At 61.8% G+C, this 17625-nt stretch carries 12 protein-coding genes and 2 pseudogenes; 3 read left to right on the plus strand and 11 right to left on the minus strand.

What is annotated here, in order from left to right:
• Positions 1–11: 11 nt before the first annotated feature.
• The 5 genes from IQK56_RS06385 to IQK56_RS06405 form a co-directional block, all read right to left on the minus strand.
• A complete protein-coding gene (locus IQK56_RS06385) occupies positions 12–2441 on the minus strand; it encodes a TonB-dependent siderophore receptor (protein WP_193862276.1) in 2430 nt (809 codons plus the stop codon).
• Between the two features lie 137 nt (positions 2442–2578).
• Positions 2579–3547 (minus strand): FecR domain-containing protein, encoded by a 969-nt coding sequence (locus IQK56_RS06390; RefSeq protein ID WP_193862277.1) that lies wholly within the window; start codon positions 3545–3547, stop codon positions 2579–2581.
• Positions 3544–4062, minus strand: coding sequence for an RNA polymerase sigma factor (locus IQK56_RS06395; protein ID WP_122307710.1), 519 nt, complete (start codon positions 4060–4062; stop codon positions 3544–3546). The genes IQK56_RS06390 and IQK56_RS06395 overlap by 4 nt, the downstream gene beginning before the upstream one ends.
• A gap of 247 nt (positions 4063–4309) precedes the next feature.
• Positions 4310–5017, minus strand: a complete 708-nt coding sequence (locus IQK56_RS06400) for an exonuclease domain-containing protein (protein WP_193862278.1) — start codon at positions 5015–5017, stop codon at positions 4310–4312.
• Positions 5014–6936 (minus strand): putative nucleotidyltransferase substrate binding domain-containing protein, encoded by a 1923-nt coding sequence (locus IQK56_RS06405; protein WP_193862279.1) that lies wholly within the window; start codon positions 6934–6936, stop codon positions 5014–5016. The genes IQK56_RS06400 and IQK56_RS06405 overlap by 4 nt, the downstream gene beginning before the upstream one ends.
• Positions 6937–7182: 246 nt before the next feature.
• On the opposite strand from IQK56_RS06405, the gene IQK56_RS06410 reads away from it, so the two are divergent.
• Positions 7183–7629, plus strand: a complete 447-nt coding sequence (locus IQK56_RS06410) for a response regulator (RefSeq protein WP_122307707.1) — start codon at positions 7183–7185, stop codon at positions 7627–7629.
• Positions 7630–7724: 95 nt separating this feature from the next.
• Here IQK56_RS06410 and IQK56_RS06415 read toward each other — a convergent pair whose 3' ends face one another.
• The gene (locus IQK56_RS06415; protein ID WP_150674337.1) at positions 7725–9902 is read right to left on the minus strand and encodes a malate synthase G; all 2178 of its coding nucleotides are present in this window, start codon (positions 9900–9902) and stop codon (positions 7725–7727) included.
• A gap of 265 nt (positions 9903–10167) precedes the next feature.
• Here IQK56_RS06415 and IQK56_RS06420 point away from each other — a divergent pair, with 265 nt between their 5' ends.
• The gene (locus IQK56_RS06420; RefSeq protein ID WP_150760211.1) at positions 10168–10680 is read left to right on the plus strand and encodes a glycine cleavage system transcriptional repressor; all 513 of its coding nucleotides are present in this window, start codon (positions 10168–10170) and stop codon (positions 10678–10680) included.
• A 111-nt stretch (positions 10681–10791) separates the two neighbouring features.
• Here IQK56_RS06420 and rarD read toward each other — a convergent pair whose 3' ends face one another.
• The 5 genes and pseudogenes from rarD to IQK56_RS06445 all read right to left on the minus strand — a co-directional run bounded on the left by rarD (position 10792) and on the right by IQK56_RS06445 (position 16365).
• A complete protein-coding gene (gene rarD / locus IQK56_RS06425) occupies positions 10792–11676 on the minus strand; it encodes an EamA family transporter RarD (protein WP_193862280.1) in 885 nt (294 codons plus the stop codon).
• Between the two features lie 22 nt (positions 11677–11698).
• Positions 11699–12672 (minus strand): annotated as a pseudogene (locus IQK56_RS06430) (serine/threonine protein kinase).
• Between the two features lie 161 nt (positions 12673–12833).
• Positions 12834–14731 (minus strand): annotated as a pseudogene (locus IQK56_RS06435) (PhoX family protein).
• A 79-nt stretch (positions 14732–14810) separates the two neighbouring features.
• Positions 14811–15575 carry a TOBE domain-containing protein gene (locus IQK56_RS06440; RefSeq protein WP_193862869.1) on the minus strand — a complete coding sequence of 255 codons (765 nt, stop codon included), beginning with the start codon at positions 15573–15575 and terminating at the stop codon, positions 14811–14813.
• 52 nt (positions 15576–15627) lie between these two features.
• A complete protein-coding gene (locus tag IQK56_RS06445; RefSeq protein ID WP_193862871.1) occupies positions 15628–16365 on the minus strand; it encodes a ComF family protein in 738 nt (245 codons plus the stop codon).
• Between the two features lie 92 nt (positions 16366–16457).
• On the opposite strand from IQK56_RS06445, the gene bioB reads away from it, so the two are divergent.
• Positions 16458–17513 carry a biotin synthase BioB gene (bioB, locus tag IQK56_RS06450; protein ID WP_122308143.1) on the plus strand — a complete coding sequence of 352 codons (1056 nt, stop codon included), beginning with the start codon at positions 16458–16460 and terminating at the stop codon, positions 17511–17513.
• Positions 17514–17625: the final 112 nt, after the last annotated feature.

Genomic DNA, 17625 nt, shown 5'->3' on the forward strand with positions numbered 1-17625 from the left:
AACTCAGCCGATTACCACTGGTAGGTGGCGCTGGCGACTACGCTGCGTTGGTCGCCGAAGTAGCAGTAGTTGGCGTCACAGGTGGAAAGGTAGTCCTTGTTGAACAGGTTGGTAGCGTTCAGCTTTACCGAGGCACCTTTCAAGCTGTTGTCCAGGCGGCCGAGGTCGTAATGCACCGCACCGTCGAACACGGTATAGGCATTGGCCTTGCCCAGCCAGGTGTTGGCTTGGTCACCGTAGGTGTTGCCGGTGTAGCGTGCGCCAAACCCAATGCCGAAACCGTCGAGCACGCCGGTGTGCCAGGTGTAGTCGGTCCACAACGAGGCTTGTTGGTTGGGCATCAAGGTGAGGCGGTTGCCTTTGTAGATACCTTTTTGCACCTCGGATTTAGCCAGGGTGTAGGCGGCGATGACCTTGAGGTTGTCGGTCACGTCAGACACTGCTTCCAGTTCCAGACCCTTGACCTTCACTTCGCCGGTCTGACTGTTTATTTGCTGCCCGCCAGCGCCGAGGGTGGTGACCTGCACGTTCTTCTGAGTCAGGTCGTAGACCGCCGCGCTCAGCAGGGTATTGGAGCCGGGTGGCTGGTACTTGATACCCAGTTCCCACTGCTTGCCTTCCGTCGGTTTGAACGTCTGTGTCGCCTTTGTATCGGCATTGCTCGCGGGTTGGAACGACTCGGCGTAGGACAGGTACGGTACGAAGCCCGAGTCGAACACATAACTCAGCGCCGCGTTGCCGCTGAAGTGTTTGATACGGTCGGTGTTGGTGGCATCGCTGTCGTTGAAGTAGGTGGTGCCCTGATGCACCCAATCTTCACGCCCGCCCATGGTCAGGCGCCAGTTGTCCAGGGCCATCTGGTCTTGCACGTAGAGGCCGGTTTGCACGGTTTTCTGGTTGTAGTCGTAAAAAGGCTTCACGTTGGTCGGGCGTACGGTCGGCACGGTGTTGACCGGGTCGAAGATATTAATATTCGAGGCGGTACCGTAGATCGCACGATAGGAGGTGTCGGTACGCTGGTGGTCCAGGCCGAGCAGCAGGGTGTGAGTGACGTCGCCGGTGGCGAAGTCGGCCTGGAAGTTGTTGTCCACAGCGAACTGGCTGATGTCCTCGTCAACGTTGGTGGTGGACCGGCTGATACTGCCCGCGGCATCAGCCGGGGAGAACGCATAGGAACCCACGGTCAGTTGCTGGAACGACAGGTCCGACTTGGTATAACGCAGGTTCTGCTTGAACTGCCACGTATCGTTGAAGCGATGCTCGAAGGCATAACCGAGCGCGTAGTAAGTACGGTCGTAGAACTCGTAGTCCGGGTCGCCGAGGTTCTTGTGGTGGGAAACCTCACCGTGGGGGGAACTGATTTTGGTGCCCTGAATCGGCATGAACTGGCTGGTGGTGCCGGTATCGTCGCGGGTGAACTGCGACAGGAAGGTCAGCTTGGTATCCGGGTCGATGTTCCAAGTCAGGCTAGGCGCAATGTTGTAGCGCTTGTTATCGATGTGATCGACCTGAGTACCGGCATCCCGTACCACGCCGCTGACGCCATAGAGGAACTGGCCTTCATCGTCGATCTTGCCGGTGCTGGCGAAGTTGATCTGGCGGTAGTTGTCGCTGCCGTATTGCACCTGGATTGCATTGCTCTGTTCGGCACTTGGACGGCGGCTGACCATGTCCAGCAAGCCGCCTGGCGGGGTCTGGCCGTACACCGATGAGGCCGGGCCGCGCAGCAGGGCGAGGCGGTCGAGGTTCCAGGTTTCGGCTTTCGGGTTGGCATACACGCCGCGTGGCAGTGGCAGGCCGTCGAGGAATTGGGTGGGTTCGAAGCCGCGTACGCGCATCCAGTCGTAACGGGTGTCGCTGCCGTAGCTGGCGGAGACGATACCGGGCATGTACTTCACCGCGTCGTCCAGATTCTGCACGTTACGGTCTTGCATCTGCTCGCGAGTGGCGACGGAGATCGAGCGCGGTGCCTCGACCAGTGCCGTGTCGGTCTTGGTACCGGCGGCGGTGCGTTTGGCCAGGTAACCATCCACCGGCCCCCAAGCACTTTCGCTGTCGCCCTGACCAATGATGCTGGTCTCTGGCAACGCCACAACCCCCTCGGGAATCGCTACCAAGGTAAACGTCCCGGCGGCGCCCTGTTCCAGCTGCAACCCAGTGCCACGCAACGCCTCACGCAGTGCCCCTTGCGCATCGAACTGGCCCTGGACCGGTGCCGAGGTCTTGCCCGACGCCAGCGCCGGGTTGAGGGTCAGCGCGAGGCCGGCCTGGCTGGCGATCTGGTTCAGGGTGGTAGCCAGCGGGGCGGCAGGCAGGTTGTAGGCGCGCACGCTGGACGCCTGTTCGGCGGCGAACAGCGAGGTGCTCGCCAGCGGGGCGCTGAGGGCAATGGCCACGGCTAACAGGCTGGGGCGCAACAAGGTGTCTAGCGTGCGGGACATAGGGCGGCTCCTGAATGGAAGTAATTCGCAATTGCCTATGTGCCGAACGAGAATCGAAAAGTGATAGGGCAGGCTGAAAATATTTTTTGTGGGGGGCTTGAGGACCTCATCGGGGGCAAGCCCAGCAACCACAGACCCTACGGCTTACCCTTGACCGTCACCCACCATGGCGTGTGCTGTTCGATCCGCACCGGCAGGGTCGGCAGCAGGGCGTTGAGCGCCAGGGTGGTGTCGTGCAGCGGGAAGCTGCCGGTGATGCGCAGGTCCGCCACGTCTTTGTCCACGCCCAGGTAGCCGGCGCGGTAGCGGCTGAGCTCATCCACCACATCGCCCAGGCGGGCGTTGTCCACCACCAGCATGCCGCGGGTCCAGGCGTCGGTGGCGGGGGTGACGGCAAGTGCGGGGCCGAGGCCGTCGCTGCGCATCAGCACTTGCTGGCCTTCCTTGAAAACCTGCTCTTGACGCGCTGCTTCCGGCTGCGCCGCGACGGCTGATTGCAAGACGCTCAACCGCGTGGCGTCGTCCTCACGCTTGACGATAAACCGCGTGCCCAGCGCTCGCAGGCTGCCGTCGCGGGTTTGCACGTAGAACGGGCGCGCATCGTTGTGGCCGGTCTCGACGAGGATTTCGCCTTCCTGCAACACGATCAGCCGGCGTTTTTCATCGAAGCGCACGTCGATGGCACTGTGGGTATTGAGGTTGATCCGGGTGCCGTCCGCCAGTTTCAGCGTGCGCTGTTCGCCGGTGGCGGTGCGCTGGTCGGCCAGCCAATAGTGGATCGGCACATAGCGCTCGCCGGCAAACAACGCCAAGCCGCACACCAGCGCGATACTCGCCAGACCAGTGCCGAGCTTGCGCACGCGCTGGCGAATGCCTTCGCGCGACTGCAATAACGCCGCCCGTGCCGGGCCCGAGGCCACGCCGAAGCGTTGGTCGAGCATGCCCAGTTGGCGCCAGGCGCGAGCGTGTTCTTCGTGGCTGGCCAGCCATTTGCTGAACTCTTCGCGTTCCACGGCGCTGCCGTCGCCGGAGTCCAGGGACAACTGCCAGGCAATCGCCGCATCCAGCACACGGGCCGACACCGGCTTGGCGCTGATCGCACTCACGTCGGCTCGCCGTACAGCGCGATATAGCACTGGCGAATGCCCTGGGCCAGGTACTGGCGCACGCGGGGCACCGACACGCCGAGGCGCTGGGCGATCTCTGCGTGGCCCAGGCCGTCGAGACGGTTATAGAGGAAGGCGGCGCGGGCCTTGCTCGACAGCTTGCCGAGCAGGCGGTCGATGGCCTTGAGGTCTTCGAGGATCAGTTGCTGTTCTTCCGGGGACGGGTGTTCGCTTTCCGGGATCAGCATCAATTCGGTGAGATAGGCCTGTTCCAGGGCGGCGCGACGGAAGTAGTCGAACAACAAGCCTTTGGCGATCGCCACCAGAAATGCCCGAGGCTCGCGGGGTTCGCGCAACTCGTCACGGCCCAGCAGGCGCATGAAAGTGTCCTGGCTCAGGTCTTCGGCGCGGCTCGGGCAGGCCACATTGCGCCGCAGCCAGGCCAGCAGCCAGCCACGATGGTCGCGATACAACGCGCCAACAAGCTCACTGTGTGGGGTCTGGACCGACGACAAGGCATCACCGAATAAACAAGGGGTTTAAACTAACGAGAATTATTCGCGATTGTGTCAGAGGCGTGGGGTGGGCGCAATTGGCGTCCGTCGGGTTGAAGGCTTAATGACATCTGATTGAAAAATGAGCGTGCCTGGTAAGACATGCTCTGTGTGGTGGGGGGCTTTCTGTGGTGAGCGGGCTCACCACAATAAAAGCCCACTCAACACAATAAAAGCGCGTTCACCCAAACGTTATTTATTCGCGTGCTTAGAAAGAGGGCGCCTGCTTGCGGCGTTTCCATTGGCTCAAACGCTCCTGCAGCGCGTGTGGGGAGTCGATGTGCTGCTGTCGCGCACGGCTGAACAGAATCAGCATCAACTCCGCCGTGGCCAGGGCATCGGCGCTGGCGTGATGGCGTTCGCCCACGTGCAGCTGGAAATGGTTGATCCAGTCATCCAGCCCGGCTTCGCGGATATGCGCCTCGGGGCACAGCAGGGCAGCGATGTCGGCCACATCCAGGAACGGGTGCGCCAAGCGATAACCCAGGCTGTCCTTGAGTGCGCGGCCCAGCATGTGCTGGTCGAAGGGCGCATGGAAGGCCAGCAACGGGCTGTCGCCGACGAATGCCATGAAGTCCAGCAGCGCTTCTACCGGATCACTGCCGGCGGCGATGGCGCTGGGGCCGAGGCCGTGGATCAACACGCTGGGGCTGAGTTTGGTGTCGGTGCGTTGCAGGGTGCGCTCGAACAGCTGGGAGAAATCCACCGCGCCGTCTTCAATCACCACCGCGCCGATGGACAGCACCTGGTCACGGTTGAGGTTCAGGCCGCTGGTTTCCAGGTCCACCACCACCCAGCGTTGGGCGCGCAATGGGGTGTCGCCCAGCGGCACCGGCTTGGACAGTTGCTCCAGGCGCCGTTGTTGCGCGGCATCGAGTCCAGGCTTTTTCGTACGTAGCCAGTCGAACCAACTCACAGTTGGTACCGCAACGTCAGGCTGCTTTGCAGGCGCTGGGCCTGGCGCAGGGATTCACGCAGGATGCGGCGGTCGAGGTGGTTGAGGCTGTCGGGGTCGACGCGATTGGAATACGGCTGGTTCTCGCGGGTCTGCAACTGGTGCTGCTGCATGCGCGTTTGCTGGATAAAGTGGTACGCCTCTTCATACGCGGCGCCGTCCAGCGGCTCGATGACCTCCTTGGCCACCAACTGGCGCAGGCGCTCCAGGGTGTTGTTGGCGTGAATGCCATTGGCCAGCGCCAGCAGGCGCGCACCATCGACGAATGGCGTGAGCCCCTGCACTTTGAGGTCAAGTGTGGCCTTTTCACCGCTTTTGCGTGTCAGCACGAATTCACGGAAACGCCCTACAGGTGGCCGTTGGCGCAAGGCGTTCTCTGCAAGCATGCGTTGAAACAGCCGGTTATCCGCCACCTGATCCAGAACGCTTTGGCGCAAGTGCTCGCAACCCTGTTCATCGCCCCACACCACCCGCAGATCAAAATAGATGCTCGAACCCAACAGGTTCTCCGGCGTCGCCTCACGAATAAACGCCGCAAACCGTCGCGCCCATTCCGCCCGCGACAGGCACAGCTCGGGGTTGCCGGCCATGATGTTGCCCTTGCACAGGCTGAACCCGCACAGCGCCAGGCTCTGGTTGATCTGCTGCGCCAGGGGCAGCAACCGACCGCGAATCTCGGCGGCTTCCACCGCGTCCCTGGCCTCGAACAGAATGCCGTTGTCCTGGTCGGTGTACAGCGTTTGCTCACGACGGCCTTCGCTGCCGAAACACAACCAACTGAAGGGCACGCCGGGGTCGCCTTTTTCGGCGAGGGTCAACTCGATCACCCGGCACACGGTGTGATCGTTGAGCAGGGTAATGATGTGAGTGATCTGGGTGGATGACGCGCCATGGGCGAGCATTCGCTCGACCAACTGGCCGATTTCCCCGCGAATCGCCACCAGATTCTCCACCCTGGGCGCGTTGCGGATGGTGCGGGCCAGGTGCACCAGGTCGACCCGTTGCAGGGAAAACAGGTCGCGCTCGGACACCACGCCACACAGACGCTGGTCCTTGACCAGGCACACATGGGCGATATGCCGCTCGGTCATGGCGATGGCGGCGTCGAAGGCGCTGTGGTCCGGGGTCAAGAAGAACGGCGCCTGGGTCATATGACTGTCGATGGCCTGGTTGAAATCGCTGGTGCCGTCGGCCACCACCTGGCGCAGATCGCGCAGGGTAAAAATCCCCAGGGGCGCCTGGTGCGCGTCGACGATCACAATGCTGCCCACTTGTTGCTCGTGCATCAGCGTCACCGCTTCGCGCAGCGGCGTGTCCGGGCTGCACATCACCGGGTGGCGCATGGCCAATTCGCCCAGGCGGGTGTTCAACGAATATTGAGTGCCGAGGGTTTCCACGGCTTTTTGCTGCACCTGCTGGTTGACCTGATCCAACAGGCTGCTGACGCCACGCAGGGCAAAGTCACGAAACGGGCTGGAGAGGGCGAACAGCTTGATAAAGGCCGGCTTGTTCAGTTGCAGGCAGAAGGTGTCTTCGGCGGCTTTATGCTCAGTGCGCGTGGCCCGTTCGCCCAGCAGCGCGGCGAGGGGGAAGCACTCACCGGTGGTGATTTCGAAGGTGGTTTCTGCCGAGTCCGGCCGCTCGCCCACGACGCGGCCTTGCTTGACGATGTAGAAGTGCTCCACCGGCCCGCCCGATGGCTTGAGAATGCTCTCGCCGGGGCCGAAGAAGCGTAATTGGCACTGTTCAACCAAAAACGCCAGGTGCGCATTTTCCATTTGATTGAATGGCGGGAAACGTTGCAGGAATTGCAGGGTGCCGTGGATGTTCTGCAACACGGCGGTTTTACCCGCCTGCGTGAAAGCATCAGCTTTACTCATAACAGTGACCGCAGTTTTTTTGTCGTTATCGTCCTGCATGGTCGGCTCCTACGCGGTGGGTGCCCATTGGACGTAAGTCTAGGTCGATGAAAACAGCGTAGAGCTAGGGAAAAACCTTACATGAATATCGTCCAAACCCCGTAGAACACCCACTAGGCAAACTTTCCGACGAAGTGCACATTGATCGCCCTTCCGCAGATGTCTGACGAGTGTGCTGGGGGATTGATGAAAACTGCTGAGAACCGTATGTCCGACCACGATATTTTGAGTGATGCCGAGCGCGAGGCGCTGAGCGCCGTGATGCTGGAGCCTGATTTACCGCCGCAACGTGTGTTGATCGTCGATGACGACAAAGACGCACGGGAACTGTTGGCGGAGATCCTGGGGCTGGACGGTATTCGCTGCATGACGGCCGAGAGTGGCGAGGCTGCGTGGAGTTTATTGAAATCCAGCAGCTCCATCGGTTTGCTGATCACCGACTTGCGCATGGCACCGAGCAATGGCCTGGAGCTGATTCGCCAGGTGCGAGAATCCACCCGTGCGGCGCTGCCGATCATCATCATGTCCGGCGATGCCGAAGCCCCGGATGTGATTGATGCGATGCATTTGAGCGTGGTGGACTTTTTGCTCAAGCCGATTGATAGCGTGAAGTTGGCGAAGTTGGTGAAGCGGGAGTTGGGGATGGCTTCCTGAGCGTGTCGGTAGCTGTGCCGGCCTCATCGGGGGCCAGTCTGGTCACTACAAGCCCCAATGAAAAAGCCCTGATCTCACGATCAGGGCTTTTTCATTTACAGGCCGTTTTTAGCCTTGAACTCCCGACGCCGACGGTGCAACACCGGCTCGGTATAACCGTTGGGCTGCTTGGTCCCCTCGATTACCAACTCCACCGCTGCCTGGAACGCGATGTTGCTGTCGAAATCCGGAGCCAATGGGCGGTACAACGCATCCCCGGCATTCTGACGGTCCACCACAGGCGCCATGCGCTTGAGGCTTTCCAGCACCTGGGCTTCGTTGACGATGCCGTGGCGCAGCCAGTTGGCGATGTGCTGGCTGGAGATGCGCAGGGTGGCGCGGTCTTCCATCAGGCCCACATCGTTGATGTCCGGCACTTTGGAGCAGCCGACACCCTGGTCGATCCAGCGGACCACGTAACCGAGGATGCCCTGGGCGTTGTTGTCCAGCTCGTTGCGGATTTCTTCCTCGGACCAATCGGTGTTGCTGGCCAGGGGAATCGTCAGGATATCGTCCACCGAGGCGCGCTCGCGTGTGGCCAGTTCGGCCTGGCGGGCGAACACGTCGACCTTGTGGTAGTGCAAGGCATGCAGCGCAGCCGCCGTCGGCGACGGCACCCAGGCCGTGTTGGCACCGGCCAATGGGTGGGCGATTTTCTGTTCGAGCATCGCAGCCATCAGGTCGGGCATCGCCCACATGCCTTTACCGATCTGCGCACGGCCTTGCAGGCCGGTGCTCAGGCCGATATCGACGTTCCAGTTCTCGTAGGCGCCGATCCATTTTTCGGCCTTCATGGCGGCCTTGCGCACCATCGCGCCCGCCTCCATGGAGGTGTGGATCTCGTCGCCGGTGCGGTCGAGGAAGCCGGTGTTGATAAACACCACGCGCTCGCTGGCAGCCTTGATGCAGGCTTTGAGGTTGACCGTGGTGCGGCGCTCCTCGTCCATGATCCCGACCTTGAGGGTGTTGCGCGGCAGGTTCAGCACGTCTTCGATGCGACCAAACAGCTCGTTGGTGAACGCGGCTTCTTCCGGGCCGTGCATCTTCGGCTTGACGATGTACACCGAGCCGGTGCGGCTGTTCTTGCGGGTGTTGTTGCCGTTGAGGCTGTGGACCGCCGCCAGGTTGGTGACCAGGCCGTCGAGGATGCCTTCCGGCACTTCATCGCCGTTCTTGTCGAGGATCGCGTCGATGGTCATCAGGTGACCCACGTTGCGCACGAACAACAGCGAACGGCCGTGCAGCGTCACATCCTGACCGTCCACACCGGTGTAGACACGGTCGGCGTTCATGGTACGGGTGAAGGTCTTGCCGCCCTTGGCCACTTCTTCGGCCAGGTCGCCCTTCATCAGGCCGAGCCAGTTGCGGTAGATCACCACTTTGTCGTCGGCATCCACCGCGGCGACGGAGTCTTCGCAGTCCATGATGGTGGTCAGCGCGGCTTCCATCAGCACATCTTTGACGCCGGCGGCATCGGTCTGGCCGACGGGAGTGCTGGCGTCGATCTGGATTTCGAAGTGCAGGCCGTTGTGTTTCAGCAGGATCGCAATCGGCTCGGCCGCAGGGCCCTGGAAACCGATCAACTGGGCATCGTCACGCAGGCCACTGTTGCTGCCGCCCTTGAGGCTGACGATCAGCGTGCCGTCGACGATCTTGTAACCGGTGGAGTCGACGTGGCTGCCGGCGCTGAGCGGCGCGGCTTCGTCGAGGAAGGCGCGGGCGAAGGCGATAACCTTGTCGCCACGCACCTTGTTGTAGCCCTTGCCCTTCTCGGCGCCGTCGGCTTCGCTGATGGCGTCGGTGCCGTACAGCGCGTCGTACAGCGAACCCCAGCGCGCATTGGAGGCGTTGAGGGCGAAACGGGCATTCATCACCGGCACCACCAACTGCGGGCCGGCCATGCGGGCGATTTCGTCATCGACGTTTTGGGTCGAGGCCTGGAAGTCTGCGGCTTCTGGCAGCAGGTATCCGATGTCTTGCAGGAAGGCTTTGTAGGCCACCGGGTCGTGGGCCTGGCCGGCGTGGGTCTGGTGCCAGGTGTCGATACGCGCCTGGAAATCATCGCGTTTGGCGAGTAGGGCTTTGTTCTTCGGCGCCAGGTCGTGGATGACCTTGTCGGCGCCGGCCCAGAACTGGTCGGCAGTGATGCCGGTACCGGGAATGGCTTCGTTGTTCACGAAGTCGAACAGGACTTTGGCGACCTGCAGGCCACCGACTTGAACGTGTTCAGTCATTGCTTGCCTCACTCTGCGGAGCTTATGCGCTTTTTCAGATTTTCATTATGTAGTGCACGGTTGGGCATACTACATGATGACTTGCGGTTGTGAAAATTAGACTAAATACGTCGTTTAGCGACCCACTTTGGTCGTACGGTCACAGCGGAGAACGGGATGTTCTCAAAAAACTATTGGATTGTTCCAGATAAATATAAAAATGGTACACGATTTGTTTTCGGGGGCCCCGGGTCCACCTTGTAGATTGAATTCAGAGGGCTTCGCCATGGACCATCTTGTACTCACAATTATCGCCGCCGACAAACCCGGCCTGGTCGAGCGCATCGCGCAGAACATTGCCGCCCACGGGGGCAACTGGCTGGAAAGCCGCATGGCCCATATGGCCGGGCAGTTTGCCGGGATCCTGCGGGTCAGCGTACCAGCGGAAAGCCGTCAGGCATTGTTGGGGGCGCTGGAGGACTTATCCACACACGGCATTCGCGTGCTGGTGGGTGAGGGCAGTACCGGGCAGGCTTCGGCGTCCAAACCGATTGTGATGACGCTGGTGGGCAATGACCGTTCGGGCATCGTGCGTGAGATCACGGCATTGTTGAGCCAGCAAGGCGTGAACCTGGAGCGCTTGAGCACGGATGTGCGCCCGGCCCCCATGAGTGGCGACCCGCTGTTCACCGCCGAAGCGTTGTTGCAGGTGCCGCCGTCGTTGTCCCTGGAGAGCTTGCAGCTATCCCTGGAAACCTTGGCGGATGACTTGATGGTGGAGCTGCGCAACGAGGAATAATCTGTCCACAGGGTTATGCATGGAAAACTTGCATGGGCCTGTGGATAACCTTGGGGTGAATGCCTGCAAGCCACGCTGATCGTGGCTTGCATGGCGTTGTACGTTATTTGATCAGCGTTTGCGCACGGTCAGCCAGGCATCCACGCTGTAGACCACCAGGCCAGCCCAGATAAACGCGAAGGCGATCAGCGTGCTGGGCGCCAGGTGTTCGCCGAACAGCAGCACGGCCTCCAGCAACACCAGGGTCGGTGCGACGTACTGCAAGAAGCCCAGCGCCGTGTAAGGCAGATGCCGTGCAGCGGCGTTGAAGCACACCAGCGGGACCAGCGTCACCGGGCCCGCAGCCACCAGCCACCAGGCTTCGGAAGTACTCCAGAACTCCAGTTGCGCACTGTGGGCCGAGGGGTTGAACAGCAACCATGCGACGGCAATCGGCACCAGCATCCAGGTTTCCACCACCAGCCCCGGCAGCGCCTTGACCGGCGCCTGTTTGCGGATCAGGCCGTAGAAGCCAAAGGTCAGCGCCAACACCAGTGACACCCACGGCAAACTGCCCACCTGCCACACCTGTTGCGCCACACCCACTGCGGCCAGGCCCACGGCCGCCCATTGCAGTCGGCGCAGGCGCTCACCGAGAAGCAGCATGCCCAGCAGCACATTTACCAGCGGGTTGATGTAGTAACCCAGGCTCGCTTCCAGCATGCGCCCGCTGTTCACCGACCACACATACGTCAGCCAGTTGCCCGCAATCAACGAACCGCTGAGGGCCAGGATCGCCAGGCGCTTGGGGTTGTCGCGCAGCTCGCGGAACCAGCCGGGGTGCTTCCACACCATCAACAGCAAGCCGCCGAACAGCGCCGACCACAGCACGCGGTGCACGATGATCTCGGCGGCGGGTACGCTGGCGATGGCTTTGAAGTAGAGCGGGAACAAGCCCCAGATGACATAGGCGCTGAGGCCCAGGATGTACCCCTTGCGGGGGTTGGCGGCGTGCATTGCAGAGTCCTTGTTCTAGCAGTTAAAACAGTTTCAATGGTTCTTCGTTGAGGGCTGAGAGTTGCTCACGCAACGCCAGCACCTGATCGCCCCAATACCGCTCGCTGCCAAACCACGGGAAGCTGTGGGGGAACGCCGGGTCGTCCCAGCGCCGTGCCAGCCAGGCGCTGTAGTGCATCAGGCGCAAGGCGCGCAGCGGTTCGATCAGCGCCAATTCACGCGGGTCGAAGTCGTGGAATTCCTGGTAGCCGTCCATCAATTCCGACAGTTGGCCCAGGCATTCCTGACGGTCACCGGCGAGCATCATCCACAGATCCTGCACCGCCGGGCCCATGCGGCAGTCATCCAGGTCGACGATATGGAACATCTCGTCACGACACATCATGTTGCCGGGGTGGCAATCGCCGTGCATGCGGATGTTCTTGTGCGGGGTGGCCTTGTAGACGTCTTCCACGCGCTTGAGCAGGTCGCGGGCCACAGACTCGTAGGCCGGCAGCAGGCTTTTTGGAATGAAATTGCCTTCAAGCAATGTGTTGAGTGAGTCGTGACCGAAGTTCTTCACACCCAGGGCTTCACGGTGTTCGAACGGGCGGGTGGAGCCCACCGCGTGCAAACGGCCGAGCAGTTGCCCGAGGCGATACAGTTGATCAAGGTTGCCCGGCTCCGGCGCACGGCCGCCACGGCGAGGGAACAGGGTGAAGCGGAAACCTTCGTGTTCGAACAGGCTTTCGCCGTTGTGGATCAGTGGCGCGACGACCGGCACATCGCATTCGGCCAGTTCGAAAGTGAAGCGGTGTTCTTCGAGGATCGCGTCGTTGGTCAGCGCTGGGGGCGATAGAACTTGGCGATCAAGGGTTCGGAGTCTTCGATGCCCACCTGATACACGCGGTTTTCGTAGCTGTTGAGCGCCAGGACACGAGCATCGCTGAGGAAACCGATGCTTTCGACGGCGTCGAGCACCAGGTCAGGGGTGAGGGTTTCAAACGGATGGGCCATGGGAACTCCTGCGGGCAGCAGGGCGCCGCGTCCGGCCGGGTATGGTAACGCACCGGGCTTGGGATAGGTGGAGCCTGTGCTATCGCCTTCGGGGGCAAGCCCCCTCCCACATTTGAAATGCGTTCCCATGTGGGAGGGGGCTTGCCCCCGATGGGGTCCTATCAGGCGCCGACGATCCCGCCATCATCCCTGCGAATCGCCATCACCGAAGACCGCGGCTTCCCATTCGGCAGATGCTCCGGCCACGTCGAACCGCCGGTTTCCCCCGGATGCTGGATCCCCACAAACAGGGTTTTCTGGTCCGGCGAAAAGCTGATTCCCGTCACTTCACAGGCCACCGGCCCGACCATGAAACGGCGGATTTCGCCGGTCGCCGGGTCGGCGCAGAGCATCTGGTTATTGCCCATGCCGGCGAAGTCGCCCGCGTTGCTGTAGTCCCCGTCGGTGAGGATCCACAGGCGCCCGGCCTTGTCGAAACCCAGGCCGTCGGGGCTGTTGAACATGTTCTGCGGGTTGATGTTGGACGAGCCGCCCTTGGGCTTGCCCGCGTGTACGCCGGGGTTGCCGGCCACCACAAACAGATCCCAGCTGAAATCGGCCGCGCCGTGGTCTTCGGCATTGGCTTTCCAGCGCAGGATCTGGCCGTAGACGTTCTTCTCCCGTGGGTTGGGGCCGCCCACGGGTTGGCCGTCTTCGCCGCGCTTGGCGTTGTTGGTCAGGGTGCAATAGACCTGGCCATCGGTGGGGCTGACCACGATCCATTCCGGGCGGTCCATGCGCGTGGCTTTGACCACGCTGGCGGCCAGGCGCGCATGGATCAGCACTTCGGCCTGATTGGCAAAACCGGTGCTGGCGTCGATGCCGTTTTTCCCGTGCGTCAGCTCAACCCATTGGCCTTTGCCTTTTGGATGGTCGGCATCGCCATCGCCCGCGTCGAAGATCGCCACATACAAGGTGCCGTGGTCGAGCAGGTCTTTGTTGGCCTTGGGGTTCTTGTGGTTGATCTTGTCGCGGCTGACGAACTTGTAGATGAACTCACCGCGCTCGTCGTCGCCCATGTACACAACGGCGCGGCCATCGCGGGTTTCGGCGAGGGCGGCGTTTTCGTGTTTGAAGCGGCCCAGGGCCGTGCGTTTGGCCGGGGTGGATTGCGGGTCGAACGGATCGATTTCCACTACCCAGCCATGGCGGTTGAGTTCGTTGGGGTTCTTGGCCATGTCGAAGCGCGGGTCGTGCAGGTGCCAGTTGATCTCTTTACTGGCGGCCACTACGCCGTAGCGTTTCTGCCCCGCGTCGAAGGTTTGTTGTGGGTTGCTGCTGCCGAAGCAGTCGGTGAAGTTCTCTTCACAGGTCAGATAAGTGCCCCACGGTGTCATGCCGTTGGCGCAGTTCTGGAAGGTGCCGAGGGCTTTCCTGCCGGATTTGTCGGCGCTGGTTTTCAGCCAGTCGTGGCCGGCAGCGGGGCCGCTCAGGCGGATCGGCGAGTTGCCGTGGATGCGGCGGTTGTAGCGCGAGTCCTGGACGAACTGCCAGGTGTCGCCCTTGCGCCGCACTTCGATCACCGACACGCCTTCGCTGGCCTGGGCCTTGTGCACGTCTTCGGCCGATTGCGGCGCGCGCCGTGGGCGTAGAGGTAGCGGTAGTTGGTGTATTCGTTGTTGATCGCCATCAGCGCGCGGTTGTCGTCACCGGGGAAGGCGAAGAGGCTCATGCCGTCGTTGTTGTCGCCGAATTGTTGTTCCTGCGCCTTGGCCGTGCCGTTGCCGGATGGGTCGAAGGCCGGCGCGCTCTTGTGCAGCGGCTGGCCCCAACTGATCAGCACCGAGGCGCTGTAGCCCGGCGGCAAGGTGATGGTGTCGCTGGTCGCGGCGGCGATGCTGGCAAACCCCAGCAGCGGGCTGGCGGAAGTGGCATTCACGGCCAGCGCGCTACGGCTCAGCAGGTTGCCGCCCAGGAACATCGCGGCACCGCACAAGGCGCCGGCGCCGATAAAGCGGCGGCGGGTGAGGCCAACCATCTGTTCAAGGTCGGTGGCTTGGTTTTCTTCTAATAGGCTCATCTCAGGCTCCCTGCGGTTTTTGCAGACACCTTAAGGAGCGGGTGTGACGAAGTTGTTGCAGTTTGAAGAACTCTGCAGCTCAGACCGGCGTGCCGAGCAATACATGACTGGGGGCAAATTGCACGTGGATTGCCCGGCCTTCGGCAGCGTCCAGGTCCTTGAGTACGGCGGGCTGCGCCAAGGCGCATAAAACCTGGCCATTGGGCAGGGCGATGCGCACTTCGCTGGGGCCGTCCTCGGCGTGGAGAATGGCGTCGACTGTTCCGCTCAAGCAATTGTGTCCGAGTGTTGCAGTGCTGTGCGATGCGAGCAATTCCAGCCAGCCGGCCTTGATCAGCGCGACGACTTCCACGCCGATCTCCAGCTCCAGCCGTTGCGTACTGTCGTGGGTGATTTGGGCTGTGAGGCTCAGCCCACCCGCAAGTTGCAAATGAATCAGATCATTGCGGCCGTGGCTTTCAATCGCGCTGACCTGGCCATGCAACTGGTTGCGCGCACTGGTGCGCAGCATCAGGCGGCCCAGCAGATTGAAGTCACTGGCCGCTTCGTCCGAACCCAGCACCTCGGCCTGTAACGCTTGCAGGCGTTGGTAGAGGCGCAACACCCGTTCGCCTTCGGCGGTGAGTTTGGCACCGCCACCGCCCTTGCCGCCGACACTGCGTTCTACCAGGGGTTTTTGCGCGAGGTTGTTCAGTTCATCGATGGCATCCCACGCGGCCTTGTAGCTCAAGCCGGCACTTTTGGCGGCGCGGGTGATGGAGCCCTGTTCGGCGATGTGCCCCAGCAGCGCGATGCGCTGAGGGCGGCGGACGATATGTTGGCTGAGCAAAGTCGGGAGAGACATGGGCATACGCTGTATTGGGATGAGCGGACGTTGCGGCCGAGTGGCATGAGAGTCAAGTGCCAGGCTTGGGGGTGCGGGCCAGGCAGTACACATCCACCTGCCGCGCGCCGGCGCTGATCAACAGCCGCGCCAGGCTGTGGGCGGTAGCGCCGGTGGTGAGGACGTCGTCCACCAGCGCGAAGTGGCGGTCTTGTACCTGCGCGTCGGGGGCCAGGGCAAAGGCGTTGAGCAGGTTGCGTTTGCGGCTCTTGGCGTCGAGGTTCTGTTGCGCCAGGGTTTCGTGGGGGCGCAACAACACGTGTTCATTGCAGGGGAGAGTCAGGTCGGCGCTGAGCCAGCGCGCCAGCATCAGCGCCTGGTTATAACCGCGCTCACGCAGGCGCTGGCTCGCCATGGGCACCGGCAGCAGTGCGTCCGGGCGAATGAGTTCGTGGTTGTCGAAGCGATGTTGCAGGTATTTTCCCAGCAAGTGCCCCAGCAGATGCCCAAGTGGCCAGCGTGCCTGGTGCTTGAAGCGGCTGATCAGGGTGTCCACGGGAAAGCTGTAGGTCCAGGGTGCGATTACTTGTTTAAAGGCGGGCGGTTGTTTGAGGCATTGGCCGCAGATCAATCCGTCCATCGCCAGGGGCAATGCGCAGGTTTGGCAGTGCTCCATCAGCCAGGGCAGCTCGGTTTCGCAGACGTTGCACACACAATCGGCTGTTTCTGTGGCTTCGTCGCAGATTAAACAGGTCTGTACGGTTTTTGACCAGATGTAAACTTGGTGTTTGTATCCAGGTTGACAGTGCATGAATCTTCCTTAAATATGCCGAGCATCCGTGTCGCGCCTGTGGGTATTGCCCTTCCCGCAGCGAAAGCCCAAGCATAATCAAGGAATCGCCCATGAGCGCCAGCATCACCGCCACCTTGCGTCACGATTGGTCCCTGGCCGAAGTCAAAGCACTGTTCGTGCAGCCGTTCAACGACCTCTTGTTCCAGGCGCAGACCGTACACCGTGCGCATTTCGACGCGAACCGTGTACAGGTGTCGACCTTGCTGTCGATCAAAACCGGCGCCTGCCCGGAAGATTGCAAATATTGTCCGCAGTCGGGCCACTACAACACGGGCCTCGAAAAAGAAAAACTGATGGAAGTGCAGAAGGTCCTCGAAGAGGCCGCTCGCGCCAAGGCCATCGGTTCGACCCGCTTCTGCATGGGCGCCGCCTGGAAACACCCGTCGGCCAAAGACATGCCCTACGTACTGCAGATGGTCAAAGGCGTGAAGGCCATGGGCCTGGAAACCTGCATGACCCTCGGCCGTCTCGACCAGGACCAGACTGAAGCCCTGGCCCAGGCTGGCCTCGACTACTACAACCACAACCTGGATACCTCGCCGGAGTTCTACGGCAGCATCATCACGACCCGCACCTACAGCGAGCGCCTGCAAACCCTGGCCTACGTGCGTGATTCGGGGATGAAGATCTGCTCCGGCGGCATCCTCGGCATGGGCGAGTCCCTCGACGACCGCGCCAACCTGCTGATCCAGTTGGCCAACCTGCCGGAGCACCCGGAGTCGGTGCCGATCAATATGCTGGTGAAAGTGGCCGGTACGCCGCTGGAAAACGCCGAAGATATCGACCCGTTCGACTTCATCCGCATGCTCGCCGTGGCGCGCATCCTGATGCCGCAATCCCACGTGCGCCTGTCGGCCGGTCGTGAAGCCATGAACGAGCAGATGCAGGCCCTGGCGTTTTTCGCCGGTGCCAACTCGATCTTCTACGGCGACAAGCTGCTGACCACTGCCAACCCGCAGGCCGACAAGGACATGCAACTGTTCTCGCGCCTGGGCATCCTGCCGGAAGCCCGTGAAGAGCACGCCGATGAAGTGCATCAGGCGGCGATCGAGCAGGCGTTGGTGGAGCAGAAGAGCACCGAGCAGTTCTACAACGCTGCCGTCTGATTCGGACCCAGTAGGAGCCGGCTTGCTGTGGTGAGCAGGCTTGTCCCGCGCTGGGCTGCGAAGCAGCCCCTCCGACATTCGCGACTGAGTTAAACCTGTTAAACCGAGGCCT

The sequence above is a fragment of the Pseudomonas cyclaminis genome (assembly GCF_015163715.1).
GTDB lineage: Bacteria > Pseudomonadota > Gammaproteobacteria > Pseudomonadales > Pseudomonadaceae > Aquipseudomonas > Aquipseudomonas cyclaminis.